The sequence below is a fragment of the Rhizobium hidalgonense genome (genome assembly GCF_002914525.1).
Classification (GTDB): domain Bacteria; phylum Pseudomonadota; class Alphaproteobacteria; order Rhizobiales; family Rhizobiaceae; genus Rhizobium; species Rhizobium hidalgonense.
In genome coordinates, this window is record NZ_LODW01000139.1 from 89,539 (window position 1) to 111,188 (window position 21,650).

Genomic DNA, 21,650 nt, shown 5'->3' on the forward strand with positions numbered 1-21,650 from the left:
CTCAGGCACTCCTTGCAAGAGTATAGAGCGGGGCAAGAGTATAGAGCGGGGCAAGAGTATAGGTCGGCGTGTCGCGGGCGATCTCCAGCGCTTGGGAAAGGCGCATCTGTCGCCGGTTCGCCTGGGCAAGCTTCAGCGGAAAATCGGTGCGGGCATGGGCGCCGCGCGATTCCAGCCGCAGGCTGGCAAAGACGGCGATCAGCAGCGCAACGATACCAGGATCGGCGGCAGGCCCGTCGCCTTCGGCCAGCGGCAGCAGGGTGGCGATCGCGCCCTCAACGGCGCCCGCATTGCGCAGCACGCCGAGATGGCGCGAGACGATCGGCCGGACGAGCGATGCATCGGCCGGTGCCGGCAGCCTCGCGGCGAGGATGGCGCCGGCAGGGCGTGCCGGTGTGGCCGAGATGTCGCGCGCCGCGCGCATGCCCATGACAGCCGCCTCCAGCAGCGAATTGCTGGCGAGGCGATTGGCGCCGTGCAGGCCGGTCGAGGCTGCCTCGCCCACCACCCAGAGGCCCGGGACCGAGCTCAGTCCGTTTTCATCCGTGGCGACGCCGCCCATGTGGTAGTGAACGGCCGGGCGCACGGGAATGAGGTCTGTCGCCGGATCGATGCCGGCCTCGCCGCAAAGGGCCGCGATGAGGGGAAAACGGGCGGCAAAGCGGTTGCCGAGTGCCGCGCGGGCATCGAGGAAGACCCGGCCGCCGCGGGCCATTTCGGCGCTGATGGCGCGCGCCACGACGTCGCGTGGCGCAAGCTCGGCGCCCGGGATGCGGGCCATGAACCGGTCGCCGCGTTCGTTGACGAGCAAGGCTCCCTCGCCGCGCACCGCCTCGCTGACCAGCGCCAAGGGCCTGCGGCGGGAATCGAGTGCCGTCGGATGGAATTGCACGAATTCCATATCGGCGAGATCAGCCCCTGCCCTTGCGGAAAGCGCGATCCCCTGGCCGAAATTGCCCATCGGATTGGTGGTCGCATCGTAAAGCCCGCCGATGCCGCCGGTGGCGAGCACCACTTTCGCGGTCGGCAGGATGGCGGCGCCATTAGCGCTCGCGCAGAGCAGGCCGGCAACGCGCTCGCCATCAATCAATATCCGCCGGGCTTCGAAACCTTCGAGCACTGATATGGCAGGCGTTTGCGCCACGGCCCGCACCAGCGCGGCGATGATCGCCGCACCCGATCCGTCGCCTTCGGCATGAATAATGCGACGGCGGCTATGAGCGGCCTCCAGCCCGAACGAAAGTTCGCCGGCAGCATTGCGGTCGAAGCGCACGCCGGCCCGTTCCAGCGCGGCAATGGCCGCTGGCGCCTCGGTAACGATGCCGGCGGCGGCGATCGGATCGCAAAGGCCGTCGCCGGCGACCAGCGTATCGGCAAGATGCAGCGCCGGGCTGTCGTCGGCACCCATGCCGGCGGCGATGCCGCCCTGCGCCCAGGCGCTCGATGTCTCGGCGCCGAGGGCGGCACGGGTGACGATGACGGAAGGTTCGGGCGCCAGCGTCAGCGCGGTCATTAGCCCGGCAAGGCCGCTGCCGACAATGACGGTGCGCCCAGAGAGATGGTTTAGAATTTCGGTCATATCGCCAGCATCCTTTCGACGGCACGGCGGGCGGCGACAGCAATCGCCGGATCTACGGTCACCTCGTGGCGGTTTTCCTCGAGCGCTGCACGGATATTGGCCAGGGTGATCCGTTTCATATGCGGGCAGAGATTGCAGGGGCGAATGAACTCGACGTCGGGATGATGCACGGCGACATTGTCGCTCATCGAGCATTCGGTGAGCAGCACGACGCGGGCCGGCTTCTGCCTGCCGACATAATCCGACATCACGGCGGTCGAGCCGGCGAAATCGGCCTCGGCCACCACCTCGGGCGGGCATTCGGGATGGGCGAGCACGGTGACGCCGGGATGGTTTTCGCGCAGCTGGCGCACGTCGTCGGCGGTAAAGAGTTCATGCACTTCGCAATGTCCGTGCCAGGCGATGATCTCGACATCGGTCTCGCGGGCGACGTTGCGGGCCAGATATTCGTCCGGGATCATCAGCACCTTCGGCACGCCGAGCGATTCCACCACCTGTTTGGCATTGCCCGAGGTGCAGCAGATATCGGAGGCAGCCTTCACCGCCGCCGAGGTGTTGACATAGGTGATGATGGGCACGCCGGGATGGGCCTGGCGCAAGAGCGCGATATCTTCCGGCGTGATCGAATCCGCCAGCGAACAGCCGGCGCCGAGATCCGGAATCAGCACGGTTTTCTCTGGGTTCAGAAGCTTGGCGGTTTCGGCCATGAAATGCACGCCGGCAAGCACGATCACATCGGCATCGACCTCGATCGCCTTGCGGGCAAGCGCCAGGCTGTCGCCGACGATATCCGCCACGCCGTGGAAGATCTCCGGCGTCTGGTAATTGTGGGCGAGAATGACAGCGTTGCGGCGGCGCTTGAGCTCGAGGATGGCGTCGACGTCATTTTCGAACGTCTTCCATTCGGCTTTTGGAATGACGCGGCTGACGCGTTCGTAGAGCGAGGATGCGGAAACAAGGTGATTCATGGCCGGCTCCAAATTATGCTCTATTTGAGCATATCATGGGCAAATAGATATTCTCACCATGAGCATATGTCAATTGCGGGAGAGCGGTAATTTCGTTCCGGCGAGCGCCCGTTCTTCGAGCACCGTGTGGCGGAAGCGGAAGAGCTTGGCTGGCCGGCCTCCGGTTTCGCTTTCGGTGCCGCCGGTTTCCTCGACCAGTTCCTGCTGTTCGATCAGGCGGCGGAAATTCTGCTTGTGCAAAGTCAGTCCGGCCAGCGCCTCGATGGTGCGCTGCAGTCTCAGCAGCGTAAAACTCTCCGGCATCAGCTCGAAGACGACCGGGCGGTATTTGATTTTGGCACGCAGCCTTGCGATCCCGGTCGCCAGGATCCGGCGGTGATCGGCAAACATCGCCCGGCCGAGATTGGCCTCGGCGGTACATCCGGCTTCCGCGACGAGCCCGGCTTCATAAAGCAGCTCATAGCGTTGCAACGCCAGATCCTCGTTCCAGCCGCCGCCATCGAGACCGAAGGTGAAATCCGCCCGGCGATGGCGGTGGCCGCGCCGGGCCGGATCGGCGTCGGCCCAGCTCTTCAGACGGGCGACGATCTCGTCCAGCACGACGGGGCGGCCATGGCGATGGTCTTCCCAGGGAAAATATTCGTACCAGCCGTGCCAGCCCGGTCTACCGCCCGACTGCTCGTTGACCAGGCCGAGATAGCTGATCGAGATCGTCCGACCGCCCGGGATGTCGTTGTTGCGGTCACGGTCGGCGAAAGTATAGAGCTGTTCGAGATAACCGACCGGATGCTCCGTCTGCTCCTGCACCCATTCGCGCAGGCCCGATTGCAGGGTGCGATGGCCCATTTCGAAGGGGCCGGACGGCAGCGCATTGCCGGAGCGGATGGTCATCACGCGCGGCTCGTCCCCCGTCACCGCGACGAGCACCGCAATCAATTCCGCATGCGCAAAGCCGATCGTCACAGGGGGCCGAATACTCCGTTCCGGTTGGGTCGAACGGATCATTCCTGACACAGGCCAAGGCGGAAGCCAATGGAGGCTTCCCCCTTCTCCCCAGCGGGGTGCGAAGGACAGGTCGAGCAGGACCTTCAGCCGTTGCCCATCTCGCCCGCCAGTTGATCCCGGAAAATCTTCAATTCCGCCTCGTCGATGCCGACGCAATGATGCTTTTCCGGATAGGCGCCGGTTCTTACATCGGCGGCGAATTCGGTGAAAGCGGCGATGCGTTCGCGCTGCAGGCGGTCGTGTTCAGCGGCGAAGTTGCGATAGACCTTGGCGTGGCGCGGAGTGTGGTCGCGATTGGCGCCGAGCACGTCGTCGGCGAAGAGATATTGGGCGTCGCAGCCGCTGCCCGCCCCCATGGAGATCATCAGCATCGAGGTGTTGCTGCTGATGGCAGCGGCGACATCGCCCGGCACGACTTCGATTTCGGCGGCGAAGGCGCCGGCCTCTTCCAGCGCCTTGGTCTGCCGCCAGATTTCGGCGGCACTCGCCGCCGTCTTGCCGACGGCGCGGAAACCGCCGGTCCAGGTCGCCTTCGACGGGATCAGTCCGAGATGACCGCAGACCGGGATGCCCTCGTCGCGCATGCGCCGGATCGTCTGCAGGCTTGCGGCGCAATAGACGGCATCGCCGCCGGCTTTCAGCGCGGCGAAGGCGGCCCTGATATAGTCCTCGGCCGAGACGTGGTCGCCATATTCGAGGCCCGGAATGGCAAAGGGCGTAGGCGCGATCTCGCGGAAGACCGGGCCGAGCAGCGAAGGCGGCACCGAGACCATGTCGATCCCGGCCTTTTCAGCGGCTTCCGCCTCCTCCAGCGAGGTGACACGCAGCATGGTGAGCTGGCGTTTGCCCTTTTCCGCAAGCAGGTCGGCGACGGTCGCGCGTCTATGTTTCTTCATCGTCAATTCCTATGAAAATAGCGGCCGGCTCAGGCGGCGAGCAGGGATTTCAGTTTGATGTCGCTGGCTGCGAGTGCGGCCGGATCCGGATGGGCGCCGGCTGCGATCAGCATTTCGGCGAGGCGGATATCGCGCGCCACCGCATTGCCCGGTCCGATGCCGCTTGCGGCGATCAATCGTCCGCCGGCATCGAGATGGAACAGAATGAAGGCGGCTGCACCGAGGTCGCGGCGCTGATGCGTGGCGGCCCCTTCGGCAAGGCCGGCTATTTGCAGCGTCATGTCGTATTGATCAGACCAGAACCACGGCACGGATGAAACGGCTTCATCGAGGCCGAGCATGTTGGCCGCGGCCAATGTGCCCTGCTCCTGGGCGTTGCGCCAGGATTCGAGCCGCACCCGCCGGCCGCCATAGATCGACAGCGGGAAGGAGCAGCAGTCGCCGGCGGCAAAAATATCCGGTGCCGAGGTCTGCAGATGGATATCGACTGATATGCCGTTGTCGATGGCGAGCCCTGCCCTTTCGGCGATCTCGACATTCGGCCGGGCGCCGATGCCGACAAGGGCGAGATCGGCTTCTACCCGCTCGCCGGTAGACAATTTGATGACGGCCTTCCCGCCTTCCTCTGTCAGCGCCGCGATCGAGACACCGCAGCGGATATCGACGCCCTCGGTCCGATGGCGCTCGGTCAGCAGATCAGCGATCTCCTCCGGAACACCGCGCTTCAGCACCCGCTCCAGTCCCTCGATGACGGTCACCTCGGCGCCGAGCAGCCGCGCGGTCGCCGCCAGTTCCAGGCCGATGAAACCGCCGCCGATGATGGCTATATGTTTCCCGGGCTTCATCACGTCGCGCAGTGCCGCCGCGTCGTGATGCGTCCGCAGAGAGCGAATATGGGCGCTGCCCTCCGGGGCGCCGGGGAACGAACGCGCGGCTGCGCCCGTCGCCAGCAGGAGCTTGTCGTAGGAGAGCGTCGTTCCGTCCGAAAGCGTGACAGCCTTGGAGGATGTATCGAGATCCCTGGCTTCCAGGCCGGTCAGCAGCCGGATGCCGCTTTCGGCGTATTTTTCCACCGTCGCAATGTATTTCGGATTGCTTGCATCGGCAGAACCGGCTTTCGAGAGCGGCGGCCGTTCGTAGGGATGAAGGGGTTCGGCGCCGACAAGCGTGATCGCGCCGTCAAAACCTTTTTCTCGCAAGGCGAAGGCGGCACGGGCACCGCATTCGCCCGCCCCTAAAATAACGAAATGAGCCACATCCGCCTCCCTCAGACCGAGATGAAGACGGCGCCGCCTTCGACCTTCACAGGATAGGTTTTGAGATTGACGCAGACCGGCGCGCCCTTGGCTTCGCCCGTCTTGTAGTTGAAGCGGCCGTTATGTTTCGGACATTCGATGATCTCATCCATCACAAGCCCATCGGCGAGATGGATATGTTCGTGGGTGCAGAGCCCGTCGGTCGCGAAGAATTCGTCGTCGGGGCTGCGATAGACCGCGAAAGTGCGCCCGTCATGATCGAAGCGGATGACATCCTCTTCGTCGATCTCGTCCTTGCCGCAGACTTCGATCCAGTTTCCGCTCATCTTATCCTCCCTGAATGGTGATTATTGTGCCGCTGGGGCCAGCTCGTTGTGGAATTCTTCGCGGTAGGGCCGCGCGGTCGCCGGCAGTTCGCGCTTCAGGAAATAATCCTCGTTGCGCAGTTGGCGCAGGAAGGCCGGGATCATCTCGCGGTAGCCGGACCAGATCGACGGATTCGGCGCCGGCAGGTCGTGCTTGATCATCGCATGCAGCCGCGGCAGCGCGTGATAGGGCACCATCGGGAACATGTGATGTTCGACGTGGTAGTTCATGTTCCAATAGATGAAGCGGCTGATCGGGTTCATGTAAACGGTGCGGCTGTTCAGCCGGTGGTCGATGACGTTGTCGGCCAGGCCGCCATGCTGCAAGAGCCCGGTCAACACATGGTGCCAGGCGCCGTAGAGGCGCGGCAGGCCGATCAGCATCAGCGGCAGGATCGAACCCATGGCGATCGCGGCGGTGATCGTCACGACATAGATTGCCAGCCAGATGCGGGCGAAGCGGATCGCCTTCGGTTGTTCCATCTCGGGAATGAATGTCTTTTCCGCCGGGCTGACGATGCCGGCGGCGTTGCGCAGCATGTCGATAACAGCATGCCAGACGTCGAGGATGCCGAAGAAATTAAGGACCAGCCGGACGAGATCGGGCGGCCGCATGACGGCGATCTCGGGATCGCGGCCGACGATGACGGTATCGGTGTGATGGCGCGTGTGGCTCCAGCGCCAGGTCACCGGATTGCGCATGATCATGAAGCAGGCGATCTGATAAACGGCATCGTTCATCCAGCGGGTCTTGAAGGCGGTGCCGTGGCCGCATTCGTGCCAGCGGCTGTCGGAGGCCGAGCCGTAGAGCACGCCATAGGCGAGGAAGAAGGGCAGCGCGATCCACGAGCCCCAGAAATAAATGCCAAGGCCGGCAAGGGTGACCATGCTGCCGAGCCAGATGACGGTGTCACGGATCGCCGGAGCGTCGGAGCGCTGCATCAGCGCCTTCATCTCCTTGCGCGGAATATCGGTGTGATACCACTGCGCTGCCGCCAGCCCCGTCTCGACGGCGGTGCGGCCGCTTTCGCCGAGCAGATCGTAATCCCGTTTCTTTGCCTCGAGCGCCATCATCCACACCTCCCGTTATGCCGTTGCCGAGAGAATAGGTTGACTTCGGAAGAGGCTCAATGCAGGCTTGATATATTCTATCAAAAGCCATCAGAAGCGGCTTGCAACAATGATCGAATCCATCAGGAAAACTCATGCGCCGTCCCACCATATCCGATCTTGCCCGTGCCTCCGGCGTCAGCGTCGCCACCGTCGACCGGGTTCTCAATGCCCGCCACCGCGTGCGGGAGGAAACGGCGCGGCGGGTCTATGATGCGGCGCAGTCGATCGGCTATCACGCCGTCGGCCTGATCCGGCAGCGTGTTTTCGAGGACCTGCCGCAATACAAGCTCGCCTTCCTGCTGCAGAAGCCGACGCAGCAGTTCTACCAGGCGTTCGCCCGCGAGATCGAAGCGGCGGCGCGGGGGGTCACGAACGCTCGCATCCAGACGCAGATCGACTTTCCGTCAGCCGCCACGCCGGCTGCGATCGTCGAGAAGCTAAAGGCTCTCGGTGCCCGCAACCAGGCCGTTGCCCTGGTTGCACCTGATTACCCCGCGGTGACGGCCGCTATCGAGGAGCTGAAGGAAAAAGGCGTGCCGGTCTTCTCGCTGCTCTCCGATTTCGCGTCGGGCGTGCGCACCGGCTATATCGGTGTCAACAACCGCAAGGTCGGGCGCACTGCCGCCTGGTTGATCGCGCGAACGGCGCGCAAGCCCGGCAAGGTCGCCTGTTTCGTCGGCAGCCATCGTTTCCATGGACATGAGCTGCGGGAAATCGGTTTCCGCTCCTATTTCCGCGAGAATGCGCCGGAATTTGACGTCATCGACACGTTGATCAACCTGGATACGCCCGAGATCACGCATGAGGCGACGCTGACATTGCTGCAGAAGCATCCCGATCTTGTCGGGCTTTATATCTGCGGCGGCGGCATGGAAGGGGCGATCTCGGCGTTCCGCGAGGAGAACCTCGGCGGCAAGGTCGTCCTCGTCGTCAACGAACTGACGCCCGACAGCAAGGCAGGCCTTGCCGATGACATCGTCGCCATGGCGATCGGCACTCCCCTGCCCGGGCTCTGTCAGGAATTGATGGTGCTGATGAAGGATGCGATCGAAAACAGCGAAGCCGCCATCCCCGGTCAGTCCTTCCTGCCCTTCGACATCTACCTTTCCGAGAACATCTAGGAATGATGGAATCCTATCATTTCGGCTGACATTCTTTCAGCGATGAGGGCGGCCGCCAGCGATGACGGATGGATTGCCTTGGGAATTCCGATAGAGATTTGCTCATTCATTCACGAGGAACCGCTCCGCTGATGTCGCGGAGACGAGGAGGAGATATCCGTCATGACTTCGATCCGCTTAGCGCTCAACCATATGGCCGCGCCGTCGCTCCCAATCGATGATTTCTTCGCGCTGGCACAGTCGCTCGGCATCGATGCGGTCGAGATCCGCAACGACCTTTCCGGCAATGCCATTCTCGACGGCACAAGGCCCGAAGCGATCAGAGAGGCCGCCGCCCGCCACGGGCTGACGATCATCTCGATCAACGCCCTGCAGCGTTTCAACGAGTGGAATGAAACCCGCGCCGGGCAAGCGCAGGAATTGATCGATTATGCCGCTGCCTGCGGCGCCAGGGCGCTGGTCCTCGTTCCGAAGAACGACGGCACCGGCTGCGCCGACGGCGAGCGCCAGGCCGATCTGCGCCAGGCTCTGGCGGCGCTGAAGCCGATGCTTGATAAAGCCGGCATCACAGGCCTCGTCGAGCCGCTCGGTTTCGAGATCTGCTCGCTGCGCTCGAAGGGCGAGGCGGCCGCGGTAATCAAGGAACTCGGCGCAGAAACGACCTTCAAGCTCGTTCACGACACCTTCCATCATCATCTCGCCGGTGAAGCCGCGACCTTCCCGGAGCTCTCCGGCCTCGTGCACATCTCGGGCGTCAGCGACCCTGCCGTTTCCGTTGCCGATATGCGGGATTCCCATCGTGTGCTCGTCGGCGACGACGACCGGCTCGACAATGCCGGACAGATCAAGGCGCTGCTGCAGGCGGGTTATGCCGGCCCGTTCTCCTTCGAGCCCTTCGCCGCCGAAGTTCATGCGGTCAAGGACCCAGCCGGCGCTCTTCGCGCCAGCATGGAGTATTTGTCCGCGCGCGTTTGAGACCTGAGAGAAACGTCCTGATACCGCCATTGGTGTCGGGACTGGGGGACGATTGTCACGATTGGGCCGCGCCACCAGCGCGGCCAATCTTTGAAATTATTCCCGGCCTCTGAAACGGCGCTGATAGGCGGGATCATAGAGCGAGCTGTCGCGGAAATCTTCCGCTGCGAGCGACGGGCCGACGAAGATGATCGCCGTGCGTTCGATCGGTTCGGCCGCAACCTTCGCCTCGATATCGGCAAGGGTACCGCGCAGGACACGTTCGTCGGGCCAGGAGGCCTTGACGACGATCGCGACCGGGCAATTGGCGCCGTAAAGCGGCGTCAACTCCTCCACGACCTGCTTCAGCGCATGGATTGCCAGATGGATCGCCAGTGTGGCGCCGGTCGCGCCGAATTTGGCAATGGTCTCGTCGTTCGGCATCGGCGAGGCACGGCCGGAAACGCGGGTGAGCACCAGGCTTTGGGCGACGGCCGGGACCGTCAACTCGCGGCCGAGCGCTGAGGCGGCGGCGGCAAAGGCCGGCACACCAGGCGTCATCGTATAGGCGATGCCGTGTTTTTGAAGCCGGCGCACCTGCTCGGCCACCGCACTCCAGACCGAGAGATCGCCGGAATGGAGCCGGGCGACATCCTGGCCGGCGGCAGCGGCACTGAGATATTCCGCCTCGATTTCGTCGAGCGACATGGGCGCGGTATCGACGATCCGCGCATCTGCCGGGCAATATTGCAGCAGGTCCGGCGAGACGATCGAGCCGGCATAGAGGCAGACGGGGCATTGGCCGATGAGATCGCGCCCCCGCACCGTGATCAGATCCGCAGCCCCTGGGCCTGCGCCGATGAAATGCACCCTCATGCCGTTATCCTTTCGTCCAGCGCCACTGCGTTACCGGCATGGCCGGTCGCCAGCCGCTCATGCTGCCGACCGGTGCGGCGCGCGATATTTCGATCCGTGTCAGCGAGCCGCCGCGTTTTGCATGTTCCAGGAGCAGCACGGCTTCCATCTCCAGCGTCACGGCATTGGCGACCAGCCGCCCTCCCTGCTTCAGCGCGGCAATCGCGGCATCGATGACGCCGGGCTCGCTGCCGCCGCCGCCGAGGAAGATCGTGTCGGGTTGCGGCAAGCCCGCCAACGCAGCGGGTGCAGCACCTTCGATGACGGCAAGATGCGGCACGCCGAAGGCGGATGCGTTGCGGGCGATACGGGCGGCCCGCTCCGGCGATTGCTCGATGGCGATCGTCTTCAGGCTGGGATCGGCCAGCATCCATTCGATGCCGATCGATCCGGAACCGGCGCCGATATCCCAGAGCAGTTCACCGTGGCGCGGTGCGAGCGCCGACAGCGTCATCGCCCGGATTTCGCGTTTGGTGATCTGTCCGTCATGCTCGAAGAGACCGTCCTCGAGCCCGGAAGCGAGAGGCAAGATGCGAGCCCCCTCCCCTGCTGCGATCTGGAGTGCGCAGACGTTCAGCGGATCGATGTTCGTGAGATCGAAATCCGCCGCCGCGGTGCGTCTCTGCCGTTCCCGATCGCCGCCGAGCGCTTCGAGCACGGTAAGCTTCGACTGACCGAACCCGGCGGCGATAAGCAGGGCAGCCAGGGCGCTCGGCCCCTTCTCGTCCGAGGTCAAGGCGATGATGCGCCGCCCGGGGTGGAGATGCGGCCGGATCAGATCGATCGGCCTGCCATGCAGCGAAATCGTCGCGACGTCCTGCAGCGGCCAGCCAAGGCGGGAGGCGGCAAGGCTGAAGGCCGAGGGCGCGGGGATGGTGTGCATCTCTCCCGCCGCGACGTGACGGGAAAGGGTTGCGCCGACGCCGTAGAGAAACGGGTCGCCGGAGGCGAGCACGACCACGGGCGTGCCGCGCCGTTCAAGCACGGCATCGACCGAGCGCTCGAACGGGCTCTGCCAGGAAAATTTCTCGCCTGTTATCAGCGACGCGGCGAGCGCGTGGTGCCGCGCGCCGCCGAATACGGCGGATGCGCGGGCGATCAGCCGCCTTGCCTCTTCGCCGAGCCCTGCTGGACCATCTTCGCCGATGCCGATAATAGTCAGCCAGCGCGGGCCGTCAGCAGGAGGAAGATCAGACATGGGAAGACCTCGCATCCTGATCCTCGGCGGCACCGGCGAGGCGCGCCTGCTGGCCGAAGCTCTCGCCGTGCGGGATGATTGCGATGTCCTTCTGTCGCTGGCCGGACGCACCGAAAAACCGGCCGCACAGCCGGTTTCGGTTCGCGTCGGGGGTTTCGGCGGTGCGGCGGCGCTCGCCGATTTTCTGAAGGCCGACGGATATCACCTGCTGATCGACGCCACGCATCCCTTCGCCGAGCGCATTTCCGCCAATGCCGCCTTTGCCGCCGAGTCCACCGGGATAAACACGATCGCTCTGCGCCGCCCCGAATGGCAGCGGCTGCCGGGCGATCGCTGGCGCGACGTGCGGAGCATTTCGGCTGCCATCGAAGCGCTTGGCCCCTCCCCTCGCCATGTCTTTCTGGCGACGGGTCGGCAGGGCGCGCATCATGCGCAAGCGGCGCCGCAGCATTTCTATCTCATTCGCAGCGTCGATCCCGTCGAGCCGCCACCGGCGCTTGCCAATGTCGACTATGTCCTCGATCGCGGCCCGTTCACGCTGGAAGGCGAATGCGCCTTGCTGAAGCAGCACGGCATCGACGCCATCATTGCCAAGAACAGCGGCGGGGCCGCCACCTATGCGAAGATCGAGGCCGCCCGCCTGCTCGGCATCGAGGTGCTGATGGTGGCGCGCGCGCCGGCGTCCGCGGTCAGGACGGTCGATACTGTCGAGGCGGCGCTGGCGGCGATCGATCACCTCTTCCCCTCCGCCATGAAACGCGGGGTATAGACGAGGTCCGGCCGGCCGGGCCGCGCAACGATCCGCGTCTCGGCCGAACCGATGATGATGCAGGTCGCCATGTCGGCAATCGAGGCATCGGCATCCGACAGCGCCTGTAGGGTGATGCGTTCGTCCGGCCGTCCGGCCGCCCGCCCGAAAATGACCGGCGTTGCTGCGGGCAGATGCTCGCGCAACAGCTTGAAGGCGTCGCCGAGCTGCCAGGGGCGCGCCCGGCTGATTGGATTGTAAAGGGCGATGACGAAGCCTGCCTTGGCCGCCAGTTCCAGACGTGTTTCGATGATATTCCAAGGCTTTAGATTGTCGGAAAGCGATATGGCGCAGAAATCGTGGCCAAGCGGCGCGCCGGCTCTCGCCGCCACCGCCAGCATCGCCGTGATGCCCGGCAGAATGGTGAGATCGACCGCGCGCCATGCCGCCGGCCCGTTCTCGATCGCCTCGCAGACGGCGGCAGCCATGGCGAAGACGCCGGGGTCGCCGCCGGAGACAACGCAGACCTTGGCGCCATCCGCCGCCATGGAAAGTGCGGCCCCTGCCCTATCCAACTCCTCGCGATTGTCCGAGGCATGCCGCAGCTGATCGTGGCGAAGCTGCAGCCTGTCGAGATAGGGCCCGTAACCGAAGAAATCCGTCGCCGCATCGACGGCGGCGAGCGCTTCCGGCGTGATCTGCTCGGGATTGCCGGGACCGGTGCCGATCACGAAAAGCCGCCCGCTCATCGGCTGCCCTCCCAGCCCGGCACCAGGACGAGCGAAAAATACGGCGCATCGCCATCGGTCCTGTCGGCAAGTTTTTCCATCGCCGCATTCGCCATCGTGCCGCGCTCGACATAGACGGCTTCGGCAAGCCGGCCGGCCGCCGCTAAGGCCCGGCGGATCTTCGGCAGATTGCGGCCCACTTTCATGATGACGGCGGCTTGCGTATCGGCAAGACGGCGCGTCAGCTCGGTTTCGGCCATCGTACCCGGCAGTACGGAAAGCACGTCGTCGCCCTGGACGATCGGCATGCCCGCTAAAGACCAGCAGCCCGACATGGCGCTGATGCCGGGGATCACCTCCGTCGGGTAGCGCTGGGACAGCCTGACATGCAGGTGCATGTAGGAGCCGTAGAACAGCGGATCGCCTTCGCTGAGCACCGCGACGGTCCGTCCGGCATCCAGATGGCCGGCGACGCGTTCGGCCGAGCGATCGTAGAACTGAGTGATCAGGCTCCGGTAGCGTTCGTCGTTCTTGTCGATCTCGGTGGTGACGGGATAATAGAGTGGCAGCAGAGTGACGCCGGGTTTCAGCAGCGGTTCGACGATCGCCTTGCCATTGCCGCCCCTGCCCTGCTTGGCGAAATAGGCGATGACATCGGCGCCTTCGATGGCGCGGACGGCCTTGAGGGTCAGAAGCTCCGGGTCGCCGGGACCGGTGCCGACGCCGATGAGACGGCCTGGTGTCGTCATAGGCCGGGCCTCGCCAATGCATTGATGGCAGCCGCCGTCATGGCGCTGCCGCCGAGCCGGCCGCGGACGATGGCAAAAGGCACGCCGTAGGAATTCTCCGCCAGCGCATCCTTCGATTCCGCCGCGCCGACAAAGCCGACGGGCATGCCGAGGATCGCGGCCGGTTTCGGCGCGCCGTCACGCAGCAGTTCGAGCAGATGAAAGAGTGCCGTCGGGGCATTGCCGATCGCAACGACGCTGCCGCCGAGCCGATCGAGCCAGAGATGCATGGCGGCGGCGGAGCGTGTATTGCCGGTCTGACGCGCCAGTTCCGGCGTGGCGGGATCGCGCAGCGTGCAAATGACCTCGTTCAGTGCCGGCAGCCGCGCCCGGGTGACGCCATGGGAGACCATCTCGGCGTCGCAGAAGATCGGCGCCCCGCCCTTCAATGCGTCGCGCGCCGCACCGACGCAATCGGCGGAGAAGACGAAATGCTCTGCCGCCTCGACCAGCCCGCAGGCATGGATCATGCGCACGGCGATTTCGGCCTGATCTTCGGTGAAGCGCGAGAGGTCGGCCTCGGCGCGGATGATCGCAAAGGAACGCTCGTAGATCGCGTCGCCGCTGCGGATATAATCGTAGTCTGGCATTCTTATTCCTGTCGCAGCGCCTCTAGAACGCCGGTTGCGCCAAGCCGTGTAAGGCAGGCGGCAGCCGATTCGCCAGCGCTTCTGTTGTCTTCGATGGACCGGGCGAGCCTCTCTATAGCGAAATCGATCCGACCGCCAGCGATCCGTTCGTCCGGGCGATCCCCTGCCAATCCGTTGAGGATGAGGTCGTAACCCTCCGCCGTGCCCGATAGGGTCAGCGCCGGCCGGGCATGGGCGCAGCCTTTGGCGCAGCCGGAGAGATGCAGTGTCAGCGAACCGTCGAAGAGGGTGGGTGCCGCGGCAAGGATGCGGCGGGCCAGCGTTCTTGTCTCGTAGAAGGCAGAGCCGCAGGCGCCGGCGCCGGCGCAGGCGACTATATGCTCGCTGCTCTCGCCGGCCTGCGCGCTGAAACCATACTTGCTTGCTGCGATCTGCATAGCCGGCACTGTATCTGCGGGCAGCCCGATGAGGAAGAAACCGCGGCCGGGTGCAAGCCGGATGGCGGTTGCGCCATGGGCGCTGGCGAGATCGATGAGGGCGGTCAGATCGGCTGCCCACATCTGTCCGAATTCCGGCCTGATGCCGAGTACGGTTTTGCCGTCTGCAAGCCGATGCAGGCCGGAAAGCGGCTTACTTACCGCGCGTGACGGAACGGCGCGAAGGCTATCCATAGTGGGAAAACGCGCCCGCAGAAGCGCCGGATCGATATCTCGCGCCCGGCTGCCCTGCCTGAGTGCTTCGAGCAGGCTCAGAATTTCGCCGACGGCCGCTATCGCCGCCTCTGTGGGAGCGATCGCAACCGGTTTTGCGGTCTCACCGTCACCATTGATCGCGACCAGCCAACCCGTCGGGGATAACGCGGCGAGGCGGATATCGGCGGAAAGCGCCGACAGCCCGAATGCTCCACCGCCGTCGATGACGATCGACAGTTTCGGCGCGAGCCGCGGCGAGGCGATGAGATCGTGAAGCGCGCTGCGCATTGCCATTTCCATGGCGGCCGGATTGATCGTCTCTTCCGGATCGATGCCGTGCAACGGCGAGATCTCGATCGCCGGCCCGGCCGGCACGGTGATCCCGGCGACATCGATATTGGCAGCGAACTTTTCCACGCTCTCGGCCCGCAGCCCGCGGATCTGCAGATTGCCGCGCGCGGTAATCTCCAGAATGCCGTTTCCGTGCACTGCGGCCGAGCGGGCAAGTGCGGCGAGTTGCGGCAGCGTTAAGGCGCCGCCAGCCGGCCGCAGCCGGACCAGCAGGCCGTCGCCGGTCGGCATGGGTGCTGCCAGTGTGGGGCAGGCGCCGCGCGCGCGTATCTTCGCCGCCGGGCGCCCGTGCAAAGCCGCCTCGCCTATCCTGTCGATCGCCGTTGCAGCCTCAATGCTCATTCTCGATCCTCTGACCGTGTCTTACATGATCGCAGCCGGTGCGGCAAAACATGATGGAACGGTTCCGGCCGGCTATTCCTCGAAATCCCGTCCCTTGCGCAGCAGATAGATATCCATGATCCAGCCATGCCGTTGCCTGGCCTCGGCTCTCAGCGCCAGAATATCGGCGGCGATATCGCCGAGCCGCCCCGATCTGACGATCTCGTCCTTGGTGCCGAGATAGGCGCCCCAGAAAATCTCCGCATCGGGATCATCGATCTTTGCAAAAGCCTGTTCTCCGTCGAGCATGACGATCGTGCTGACGGTCGTCAGTCCCTCTCGCGCCAGCCTGCGCCCTGTGGTGATCTCGACAGGTTTGCCGACGAGGTTGACCGGGATCTTGTGACTGGCGGCGAGCGCCTGGATGCTGGTGATGCCGGGAACGACGCTGTAGTCGAAATCCAGTGTTGCTTCCTGCCGCACGCGTTCGATGATGCGGATCGTGCTGTCGTAGAGGCTGGGATCACCCCAGACCAGAAAGGCGCCGCTGCCATCATCCGGCAGGCCGGCGATCAGCTCTTCATAGATGCGGGCGATCTCGCCATGCCAGGCGTCGACGCTTTGCGGATAGGTCCTCTCCGCGGTCTGCCTTTGTGGCACCGCGAATTCTAAAATCCTGACGCCTGTGAGGTATCGTTCGCAGATGTCTCGCCGGATTTCGGCGAGCTCTTCCTTGCCGGTCCCCTTGACCGGCAGAAAGACCACGTCGGCGGCGTTCATCGCGTTAATCGCCTGTATGGTGACGTGCTCCGGATTGCCTGTGCCGATGCCGATGATATGGATATGCTTCAAGCCGATACTCCCGCGATTCCAGGCGGTCTTGCCGAAAAAGTCGGTTCGCCGCAAGGGCTGGGCGGAGAGTTGGCCGCGGCCAACCGAGCCTGTGGACAGCGCCCGAGCCCTATTCTTGCTGCAAATCCCGAATCGTGTCACTTTCGATACGCTTTTTGACGCTATGTTGACAGAAAAGCGCATCGAAAAGGATTGGGTGTTTTGGACAACATTAGCGTATCGACGACAGATGTGCGGATCGAGCGGCATGCGACTCAGCTTTCGCGGCAATTGAAGCTGCTGCGCGAAAAGCTGTTTCCGCCGCTGTCCCAGAAGACGCTGCGGACATTTTCGTCCGGCGAAGCGGCTCATATGATCGGCGTTTCCGACGGCTATCTTCGCCAGCTCTCGCTCGATGGCAAGGGGCCGCAGCCAGAGCTTTCCCAGAATGGTCGACGTTCCTATACGCTCGGTCAGATCAATGAATTGCGCCATTATATGGCAAAGCTGAAGCCGAAGGATGCGCTTTCCTATCTTCCATGGCGGCGCCCCGGCGAGAAGCTGCAGACGGTTGCCGTCACCAATTTCAAGGGCGGTTCGGCCAAGACGACGACGACACTTTATCTGGCGCAATATCTGGCGCTGGAGGGGTATCGAGTGCTCGCCATCGACCTCGACCCGCAAGCCTCGCTCTCCTCGATGCTCGGCGTCCAGCCGGAATTCGATCTTGCCGACGGCGATACACTCTATGGCGCCATTCGCTACGATGCCGGCCGCAAGCCGCTGAAGGACATTGTTCGAAAGACCTATTTCGACGGGCTCGATCTGGTGCCGGGCAATCTCGAACTGATGGAGTTCGAGCACGAGACGCCGCGGGCGCTGAATGATCGCCAGAAGCCGGCTGAGCTGTTCTTCCGCCGCGTCGGTATTGCGATCGCCGAGGTCGAGGCCGATTACGACGTCGTGGTGATCGATTGCCCACCGCAGCTCGGTTACCTCACGCTCGGCGCCGTCTGTGCCGCCACATCTCTGCTGATCACTATCCATCCGCAGATGGTCGATGTTGCCTCGATGTCGCAGTTCCTGCTGATGACTTCGGATCTGCTCTCGGTCGTGCGCAAGGCCGGTGGCGATCTGCAGCACGACTTCATCAAATATGTCGTCACCCGTCACGAACCCTTCGATGCGCCGCAGTCGCAGATCGTCGCGCTATTGCGCAGCCTGTTCAGCGACGACGTATTGACGGCGACCATTCTTAAATCGACGGCGATCGCCGATGCCGGCCTGACCAAGCAGACGCTCTATGAGATCGAGAAGGGGCAGGTGCGCCGCTCGACCTATGATCGGGCGCTGGAGTCGGTCACTGCCGCCAACAGCGAGGTTCTCGCCGGCATTCACAAAGCCTGGGGCCGCACATGAGCAGACGTGATCGCCTGAAAGGTCTTTTCGACGATACGGCGCAGGAGTTGGCCGCGGCCAACTACGAGGAGACGTCTTCGCGTGGATCGGCCGGCCCGGTCCGGACGATGGCGCTGACCCTCGGGCGCATGGAGGAAGAGAGCAGGGCGATGCAGGAGGCCTTGCTCTCCGGTGAACGCATCGTCGAACTCGATCCGGATCTGATCGATTCCTCCTTCGTCCGCGACCGCCTTGCCGACCAGCCGATCGATATCGAGGACGAACTGGTGCAGTCGATTGCCGAAAATGGCCAGGAAGTGCCGATCCTCGTGCGCCGTCATCCTGCGGATGAAGACCGCTATCAGATCGCCTACGGCCATCGCCGCCTGCAGGCCGTCAAGCTGCTCGGCCGCAAGGTGCAGGCGATCGTCCGCAAGCTCGACGATACCGACGTCGTCATCGCGCAGGGCATTGAAAATTCGGCGCGCCGCAATCTTTCCTATATTGAGCGGGCCGTCTTTGCCCTCAATCTCGAACTCAAGGGCTTCGAACGTCCCGTGATCATGAAGGCGCTGTCGACTGACAAGACGGAGCTGTCGAAGCTGCTTTCCGTCGCCAGGGCTATCCCGGCCGAGATCGTCAGGTCGGTCGGGGCTGCGCCCGGCATCGGGCGACGCAAGTGGATGGCGCTTGCCCAGGACTGGAACGGGATGACGGCGGCGCGGCTTGCCAAGCTCGTCGGCTCCGAAGGTTTCATGGCTGAGGAGAGCGACCGCCGCTTCGAGCTTTTGGTTGCCGAGCTCGCCAGGAAAGAGGCCAAGCCCGAACCCACGGAATATGACTGGAAGCCGAAGAGCGGCGCCAAGATTGCCGGCCGAATCAAGAGCGCCGGTAATTCCTTCACGATCGCGTTGAAAACCGGCGATGCGCCGGATTTCGGCGCTTACATTTCACGTCGTCTCGATGAGCTTTACGAAGCCTATCGGGCCGGCAAGTTGCAAGCAGGAGAGTAGGCCGCAAAAGAAAAAAGCCTCCGAACGTTGCCGCCGCGGAAGCCTTTCTCATATCTGGACAATCTGAGAATCGCACTTCCTCGAATCACTGTCAAGCGTCTTCGGCATCCTTTCGGGTGGTAGGTTTCTTTTGCCTTGAAAAAGGTGAGGGACATGGAGCCTCAATATGTGTCGACGCCCTTTGGGCGGCGATCGATGACGCTTGGCATGCTGGCAAGCCAAGAAAATGCCAGCAAGGTCGATCCGGACGCATCGGTCGACAAGTGGAAGATCTTTCGTTCGCTCTGCGAAGCAAAGGAGCTGGTCGGCGTATCCGATCGTGCGCTCGCGGTTCTCAACGCGCTGTTGACCTTCTACCCGAAGAACGAGATTGCCGAGGCCAACGGCTTCGTCGTCTTCCCCTCGAACGAGCAATTGTCACTGCGCACGCACGGCATGGCCGGCACGACGCTACGGCGGAACCTAGCGATGCTGGTGGAGGCTGGCCTGATCATCCGCAGGGATAGCCCGAACGGCAAACGTTTTGCCCGCCGTAACGGCGAGGGCGGGCTTGGAGAGGCCTTCGGCTTTAGCCTGGCGCCCCTGGTTGTCCGTGCCCGCGAGATCGAGGCGCAGGCGGCTGAGGTGCTCGCCGGCAAGCTGGAATGGAAGCGCCTGCGGGAGCGATTGACGCTGTGCCGGCGCGACATCGCCAAGCTCATCGAAATCGCACTGGAAGAGGAAATTGCCGGCGAATGGATCGAGATGCAGAAGCATTTCAATCTGCTTTCGGCAAGCCTGCCGCGCCGCCCGTCGACCGCCGAGATGGAAAATCTGCTGGCCGATCTCGAAGCTTTCCGCGAATTGATCGTCAAGACGCTGGAACTGAAGACGAAAACAGAAAAAACAGACGCCAATGACATCCAAAACGGTCGGCACATACATAATTCAAACCCATACCCTTCATCTGAACTTGAACCAAGCTTCGAAACGAAGCAGGGCGCAAAGCCGGAGGACGAACCACGGCCGTGGCGGGAGCCGCCGAAATCCTTCCCGCTTGCCATGGTGCTGCAGGCGTGCCCGGAGGTCGTGGCTTACGGACCGGGCGGCAGGATTGACAACTGGCGGGATTTGATGGCCGCGGCCGTCATCGTCCGTTCGACGCTGGGCGTCAGCCCGAGCGCCTATCAGGTGGCCTGCGAGGTCATGGGGCCGGAAAACGCCGCCACGGTGATCGCCTGCATTCTGGAAAGGGGCGGACATATCAACTCGGCCGGCGGCTACCTGCGCGATCTGACACGGCGGGCGGAGCGTGGCGAGTTCTCGCTCGGCCCGATGCTGATGGCGTTGATGCGGGCCAATGGTCCGATAGCGAAAACCGGGTGAACGGACGAGAAGAAGCTTCGCGCCAGTTGCGGCGGCTAGAACGAGGTGCAGCCGGGCAAGCGGCCAGCTTGCCTGCTTCCTTCCCCAGCACTTTGTTGAAATATGCCGTTAACCATGTCATAGATGACGGAAGAAAACATGCGTTTTGCTTCCATTTGTGAGAAACCGTAAAGCTTAACAATGCGCTACGATATTGACGGTGTCATGCTTCAGGCCCTGCTTCCCTCGCTTGCCGCGGCGGAGGATGCGGCGGCGCGGCTGGACGAGCGAGTGTTGCGCTCGCCGGTCGGTGAGGGATTTGCCGAACGCAGTCATTTCTTCGATGCCGCCGGCGCGCTGTGGGTGGCCGGCGAACTGGTGCATGTCGAGGATCTGGTCTTGCACGATGCGCACATGGATAGCCGCGCCCCCAGCCACGAGCTAACGATCGCCCATTCCGTGCTGCGGGCCCGCCGGCGCATCTGGACCGGCGAACCCTCCTGGGCGCTTGGAGCGCCGGGGCTCGCTACGCTGACAGCAACACTCGGGGAAGGGGAGGGGGATGCGGGGGAGCCGAAGCGTCCTGAGGCTCCGGTCGAGACCGACGAGGAGGGCGAGGATGAGGACGGGCCGCTCGCCGCCGAAATGGCCGAGATCGACGCCATTCTCGCGCGCTCGCAGAAGCTCATCGATATCCACACGGGAAAGGCGCCGGCAAGCGAACAGGTCGCAGTCCCGGCGGCACGGCGAAACGAAGATCCTCTCGGTCTGCTCGGGGATGACGAATGGGACGAGGAGCAGCGGCTGGCGGAGTGGCGCAGTGTGCTGCCGCTAGCCGACAGCCTGCCGCCAGTTCTCGGCGCCGTCATCCTTTTCGAAGCCTGGGAAAGGATCGAGCCGCTGCGGCGCCAGCACTGGCTCGGCGGTCTTCTGGTCGCCGGCCATCTGCGTGCCCGCGGCAAGGTCGTCTCGCATCTCTTTTCTTTCTACGGAGGGCTGAAGTTGGTGCGCCACGAGCGTCGCCGGGCTCGCGACCGGGCGACGCGGCTGCAAGCCTTCCTGGAAGCAATGCATCTGGGGGCTACGGCCGGATTGAAGGAACTCGACCGGTTGACGCTGGCGCGCACGCAGATGGAGCTGCGCTTTCGCGGCCGCCGTTCGAACAGCAGCCTGCCCAAACTCGCCGATTTCATTCTGTCGCGGCCGATGGTCTCGGCGGCGATGATCGCCCGCCATCTGCGCATCACGCCGCGGGGCGCGCTGAACCTCGTCAACGAGATCGGCATTCGTGAAATCACCGGCCGCGGCCGTTATCGCGCCTGGGGCATCATCTGAAATAAAAACGGCCGGGCGTCGACCCGGCCGTCTGGTTGGCTCTTGTTTTATACGAGCCTAAGAGTGAACACCCGATCTGCCGTCCTGTCACAGATTGCAGACCGGGCGCTCTTGCGCTTCCTTTGCCCCCGGAAGCGCGGT

The 21,650-nt window shown here is 63.8% G+C and carries 21 protein-coding genes; 7 read left to right on the plus strand and 14 right to left on the minus strand.

Features of this window, described 5'->3' with window-relative positions:
• Position 1: 1 nt before the first annotated feature.
• From ATY29_RS35485 to ATY29_RS35515, 7 genes are all read right to left on the minus strand, one after another.
• A complete protein-coding gene (locus tag ATY29_RS35485) occupies positions 2-1,579 on the minus strand; it encodes an L-aspartate oxidase (protein ID WP_097534314.1) in 1,578 nt (525 codons plus the stop codon).
• The gene (gene nadA / locus ATY29_RS35490; RefSeq protein WP_097534316.1) at positions 1,576-2,547 is read right to left on the minus strand and encodes a quinolinate synthase NadA; all 972 of its coding nucleotides are present in this window, start codon (positions 2,545-2,547) and stop codon (positions 1,576-1,578) included. Before nadA ends, ATY29_RS35485 begins: the two co-directional genes overlap by 4 nt.
• A 69-nt stretch (positions 2,548-2,616) precedes the next feature.
• On the minus strand, positions 2,617-3,552 hold the full coding sequence (locus ATY29_RS35495; protein WP_172644337.1) for an NUDIX hydrolase: 936 nt from the start codon (positions 3,550-3,552) through the stop codon (positions 2,617-2,619).
• 83 nt (positions 3,553-3,635) lie between these two features.
• Entirely contained in the window at positions 3,636-4,448 is an 813-nt protein-coding gene (locus tag ATY29_RS35500) for a 3-methyl-2-oxobutanoate hydroxymethyltransferase (RefSeq protein WP_003563588.1), read from the minus strand.
• A 29-nt stretch (positions 4,449-4,477) separates the two neighbouring features.
• Positions 4,478-5,704: an NAD(P)/FAD-dependent oxidoreductase gene (locus ATY29_RS35505; RefSeq protein ID WP_025418751.1), complete on the minus strand. Its 1,227-nt coding sequence runs from the start codon at positions 5,702-5,704 to the stop codon at positions 4,478-4,480.
• A gap of 11 nt (positions 5,705-5,715) precedes the next feature.
• Positions 5,716-6,030: a MocE family 2Fe-2S type ferredoxin gene (locus ATY29_RS35510; RefSeq protein ID WP_025418750.1), complete on the minus strand. Its 315-nt coding sequence runs from the start codon at positions 6,028-6,030 to the stop codon at positions 5,716-5,718.
• Between the two features lie 21 nt (positions 6,031-6,051).
• The gene (locus ATY29_RS35515; RefSeq protein WP_003563582.1) at positions 6,052-7,140 is read right to left on the minus strand and encodes a fatty acid desaturase family protein; all 1,089 of its coding nucleotides are present in this window, start codon (positions 7,138-7,140) and stop codon (positions 6,052-6,054) included.
• Between the two features lie 134 nt (positions 7,141-7,274).
• On the opposite strand from ATY29_RS35515, the gene ATY29_RS35520 reads away from it, so the two are divergent.
• Together ATY29_RS35520 and ATY29_RS35525 are read left to right on the plus strand one after the other, a co-directional pair.
• Entirely contained in the window at positions 7,275-8,303 is a 1,029-nt protein-coding gene (locus ATY29_RS35520; RefSeq protein WP_025418749.1) for a LacI family DNA-binding transcriptional regulator, read from the plus strand.
• A gap of 162 nt (positions 8,304-8,465) precedes the next feature.
• The gene (locus ATY29_RS35525; protein WP_097534318.1) at positions 8,466-9,278 is read left to right on the plus strand and encodes a TIM barrel protein; all 813 of its coding nucleotides are present in this window, start codon (positions 8,466-8,468) and stop codon (positions 9,276-9,278) included.
• Positions 9,279-9,374: 96 nt separating this feature from the next.
• On the opposite strand, the gene cobM is transcribed toward ATY29_RS35525, so the two are convergent.
• Both cobM and cbiE read right to left on the minus strand, forming a co-directional pair.
• The gene (cobM, locus tag ATY29_RS35530; RefSeq protein ID WP_097534320.1) at positions 9,375-10,133 is read right to left on the minus strand and encodes a precorrin-4 C(11)-methyltransferase; all 759 of its coding nucleotides are present in this window, start codon (positions 10,131-10,133) and stop codon (positions 9,375-9,377) included.
• Between the two features lie 4 nt (positions 10,134-10,137).
• Positions 10,138-11,370: a precorrin-6y C5,15-methyltransferase (decarboxylating) subunit CbiE gene (gene cbiE, locus ATY29_RS35535; protein WP_097534322.1), complete on the minus strand. Its 1,233-nt coding sequence runs from the start codon at positions 11,368-11,370 to the stop codon at positions 10,138-10,140.
• Here cbiE and ATY29_RS35540 point away from each other — a divergent pair.
• Positions 11,369-12,139, plus strand: a complete 771-nt coding sequence (locus ATY29_RS35540; protein ID WP_097534324.1) for a cobalt-precorrin-6A reductase — start codon at positions 11,369-11,371, stop codon at positions 12,137-12,139. The two genes, cbiE and ATY29_RS35540, sit on opposite strands and share 2 nt — an antisense overlap.
• Here the strand turns inward: ATY29_RS35540 and ATY29_RS35545 are convergent.
• The 5 genes from ATY29_RS35545 to cobF all read right to left on the minus strand — a co-directional run bounded on the left by ATY29_RS35545 (position 12,103) and on the right by cobF (position 16,440).
• Positions 12,103-12,867 (minus strand): precorrin-3B C(17)-methyltransferase, encoded by a 765-nt coding sequence (locus ATY29_RS35545; RefSeq protein ID WP_097534326.1) that lies wholly within the window; start codon positions 12,865-12,867, stop codon positions 12,103-12,105. The two genes, ATY29_RS35540 and ATY29_RS35545, sit on opposite strands and share 37 nt — an antisense overlap.
• A complete protein-coding gene (locus tag ATY29_RS35550; protein ID WP_003563567.1) occupies positions 12,864-13,595 on the minus strand; it encodes a precorrin-2 C(20)-methyltransferase in 732 nt (243 codons plus the stop codon). Before ATY29_RS35550 ends, ATY29_RS35545 begins: the two co-directional genes overlap by 4 nt.
• Positions 13,592-14,224, minus strand: a complete 633-nt coding sequence (locus ATY29_RS35555; protein ID WP_025418742.1) for a precorrin-8X methylmutase — start codon at positions 14,222-14,224, stop codon at positions 13,592-13,594. The genes ATY29_RS35550 and ATY29_RS35555 overlap by 4 nt, the downstream gene beginning before the upstream one ends.
• A gap of 2 nt (positions 14,225-14,226) precedes the next feature.
• On the minus strand, positions 14,227-15,609 hold the full coding sequence (gene cobG / locus ATY29_RS35560) for a precorrin-3B synthase (protein WP_097534328.1): 1,383 nt from the start codon (positions 15,607-15,609) through the stop codon (positions 14,227-14,229).
• Between the two features lie 72 nt (positions 15,610-15,681).
• Positions 15,682-16,440: a precorrin-6A synthase (deacetylating) gene (cobF, locus tag ATY29_RS35565; protein ID WP_097534330.1), complete on the minus strand. Its 759-nt coding sequence runs from the start codon at positions 16,438-16,440 to the stop codon at positions 15,682-15,684.
• A 201-nt stretch (positions 16,441-16,641) separates the two neighbouring features.
• Between cobF and repA the strand changes: the two genes are divergently transcribed.
• The 4 genes from repA to ATY29_RS35585 all read left to right on the plus strand — a co-directional run bounded on the left by repA (position 16,642) and on the right by ATY29_RS35585 (position 21,509).
• Entirely contained in the window at positions 16,642-17,838 is a 1,197-nt protein-coding gene (repA, locus tag ATY29_RS35570) for a plasmid partitioning protein RepA (RefSeq protein WP_025418739.1), read from the plus strand.
• Positions 17,835-18,830, plus strand: coding sequence for a plasmid partitioning protein RepB (repB, locus tag ATY29_RS35575; protein WP_097534332.1), 996 nt, complete (start codon positions 17,835-17,837; stop codon positions 18,828-18,830). The genes repA and repB overlap by 4 nt, the downstream gene beginning before the upstream one ends.
• Positions 18,831-18,983: 153 nt before the next feature.
• Positions 18,984-20,195, plus strand: a complete 1,212-nt coding sequence (gene repC / locus ATY29_RS35580) for a plasmid replication protein RepC (RefSeq protein ID WP_097534334.1) — start codon at positions 18,984-18,986, stop codon at positions 20,193-20,195.
• Between the two features lie 180 nt (positions 20,196-20,375).
• A complete protein-coding gene (locus ATY29_RS35585; protein ID WP_097534336.1) occupies positions 20,376-21,509 on the plus strand; it encodes an RHE_PE00001 family protein in 1,134 nt (377 codons plus the stop codon).
• Positions 21,510-21,650: the final 141 nt, after the last annotated feature.

Bases quoted from the DNA above. Each gene is read 5' to 3' on its own strand.
- ATY29_RS35485 (WP_097534314.1), bottom strand. From the start codon at position 1,579: ATGACCGAAATTCTAAACCATCTCTCTGGGCGCACCGTCATTGTCGGC.
- nadA (WP_097534316.1), bottom strand. From the start codon at position 2,547: ATGAATCACCTTGTTTCCGCATCCTCGCTCTACGAACGCGTCAGCCGC.
- ATY29_RS35495 (WP_172644337.1), bottom strand. From the start codon at position 3,552: ATGATCCGTTCGACCCAACCGGAACGGAGTATTCGGCCCCCTGTGACG.
- ATY29_RS35500 (WP_003563588.1), bottom strand. From the start codon at position 4,448: ATGAAGAAACATAGACGCGCGACCGTCGCCGACCTGCTTGCGGAAAAG.
- ATY29_RS35510 (WP_025418750.1), bottom strand. From the start codon at position 6,030: ATGAGCGGAAACTGGATCGAAGTCTGCGGCAAGGACGAGATCGACGAA.
- ATY29_RS35515 (WP_003563582.1), bottom strand. From the start codon at position 7,140: ATGGCGCTCGAGGCAAAGAAACGGGATTACGATCTGCTCGGCGAAAGC.
- ATY29_RS35520 (WP_025418749.1), top strand. From the start codon at position 7,275: ATGCGCCGTCCCACCATATCCGATCTTGCCCGTGCCTCCGGCGTCAGC.
- ATY29_RS35525 (WP_097534318.1), top strand. From the start codon at position 8,466: ATGACTTCGATCCGCTTAGCGCTCAACCATATGGCCGCGCCGTCGCTC.
- cobM (WP_097534320.1), bottom strand. From the start codon at position 10,133: ATGAGGGTGCATTTCATCGGCGCAGGCCCAGGGGCTGCGGATCTGATC.
- ATY29_RS35540 (WP_097534324.1), top strand. From the start codon at position 11,369: ATGGGAAGACCTCGCATCCTGATCCTCGGCGGCACCGGCGAGGCGCGC.
- cbiE (WP_097534322.1), bottom strand. From the start codon at position 11,370: ATGTCTGATCTTCCTCCTGCTGACGGCCCGCGCTGGCTGACTATTATC.
- ATY29_RS35545 (WP_097534326.1), bottom strand. From the start codon at position 12,867: ATGAGCGGGCGGCTTTTCGTGATCGGCACCGGTCCCGGCAATCCCGAG.
- ATY29_RS35550 (WP_003563567.1), bottom strand. From the start codon at position 13,595: ATGACGACACCAGGCCGTCTCATCGGCGTCGGCACCGGTCCCGGCGAC.
- ATY29_RS35555 (WP_025418742.1), bottom strand. From the start codon at position 14,224: ATGCCAGACTACGATTATATCCGCAGCGGCGACGCGATCTACGAGCGT.
- cobG (WP_097534328.1), bottom strand. From the start codon at position 15,609: ATGAGCATTGAGGCTGCAACGGCGATCGACAGGATAGGCGAGGCGGCT.
- repB (WP_097534332.1), top strand. From the start codon at position 17,835: ATGAGCAGACGTGATCGCCTGAAAGGTCTTTTCGACGATACGGCGCAG.
- repC (WP_097534334.1), top strand. From the start codon at position 18,984: ATGGAGCCTCAATATGTGTCGACGCCCTTTGGGCGGCGATCGATGACG.
- ATY29_RS35585 (WP_097534336.1), top strand. From the start codon at position 20,376: ATGCGCTACGATATTGACGGTGTCATGCTTCAGGCCCTGCTTCCCTCG.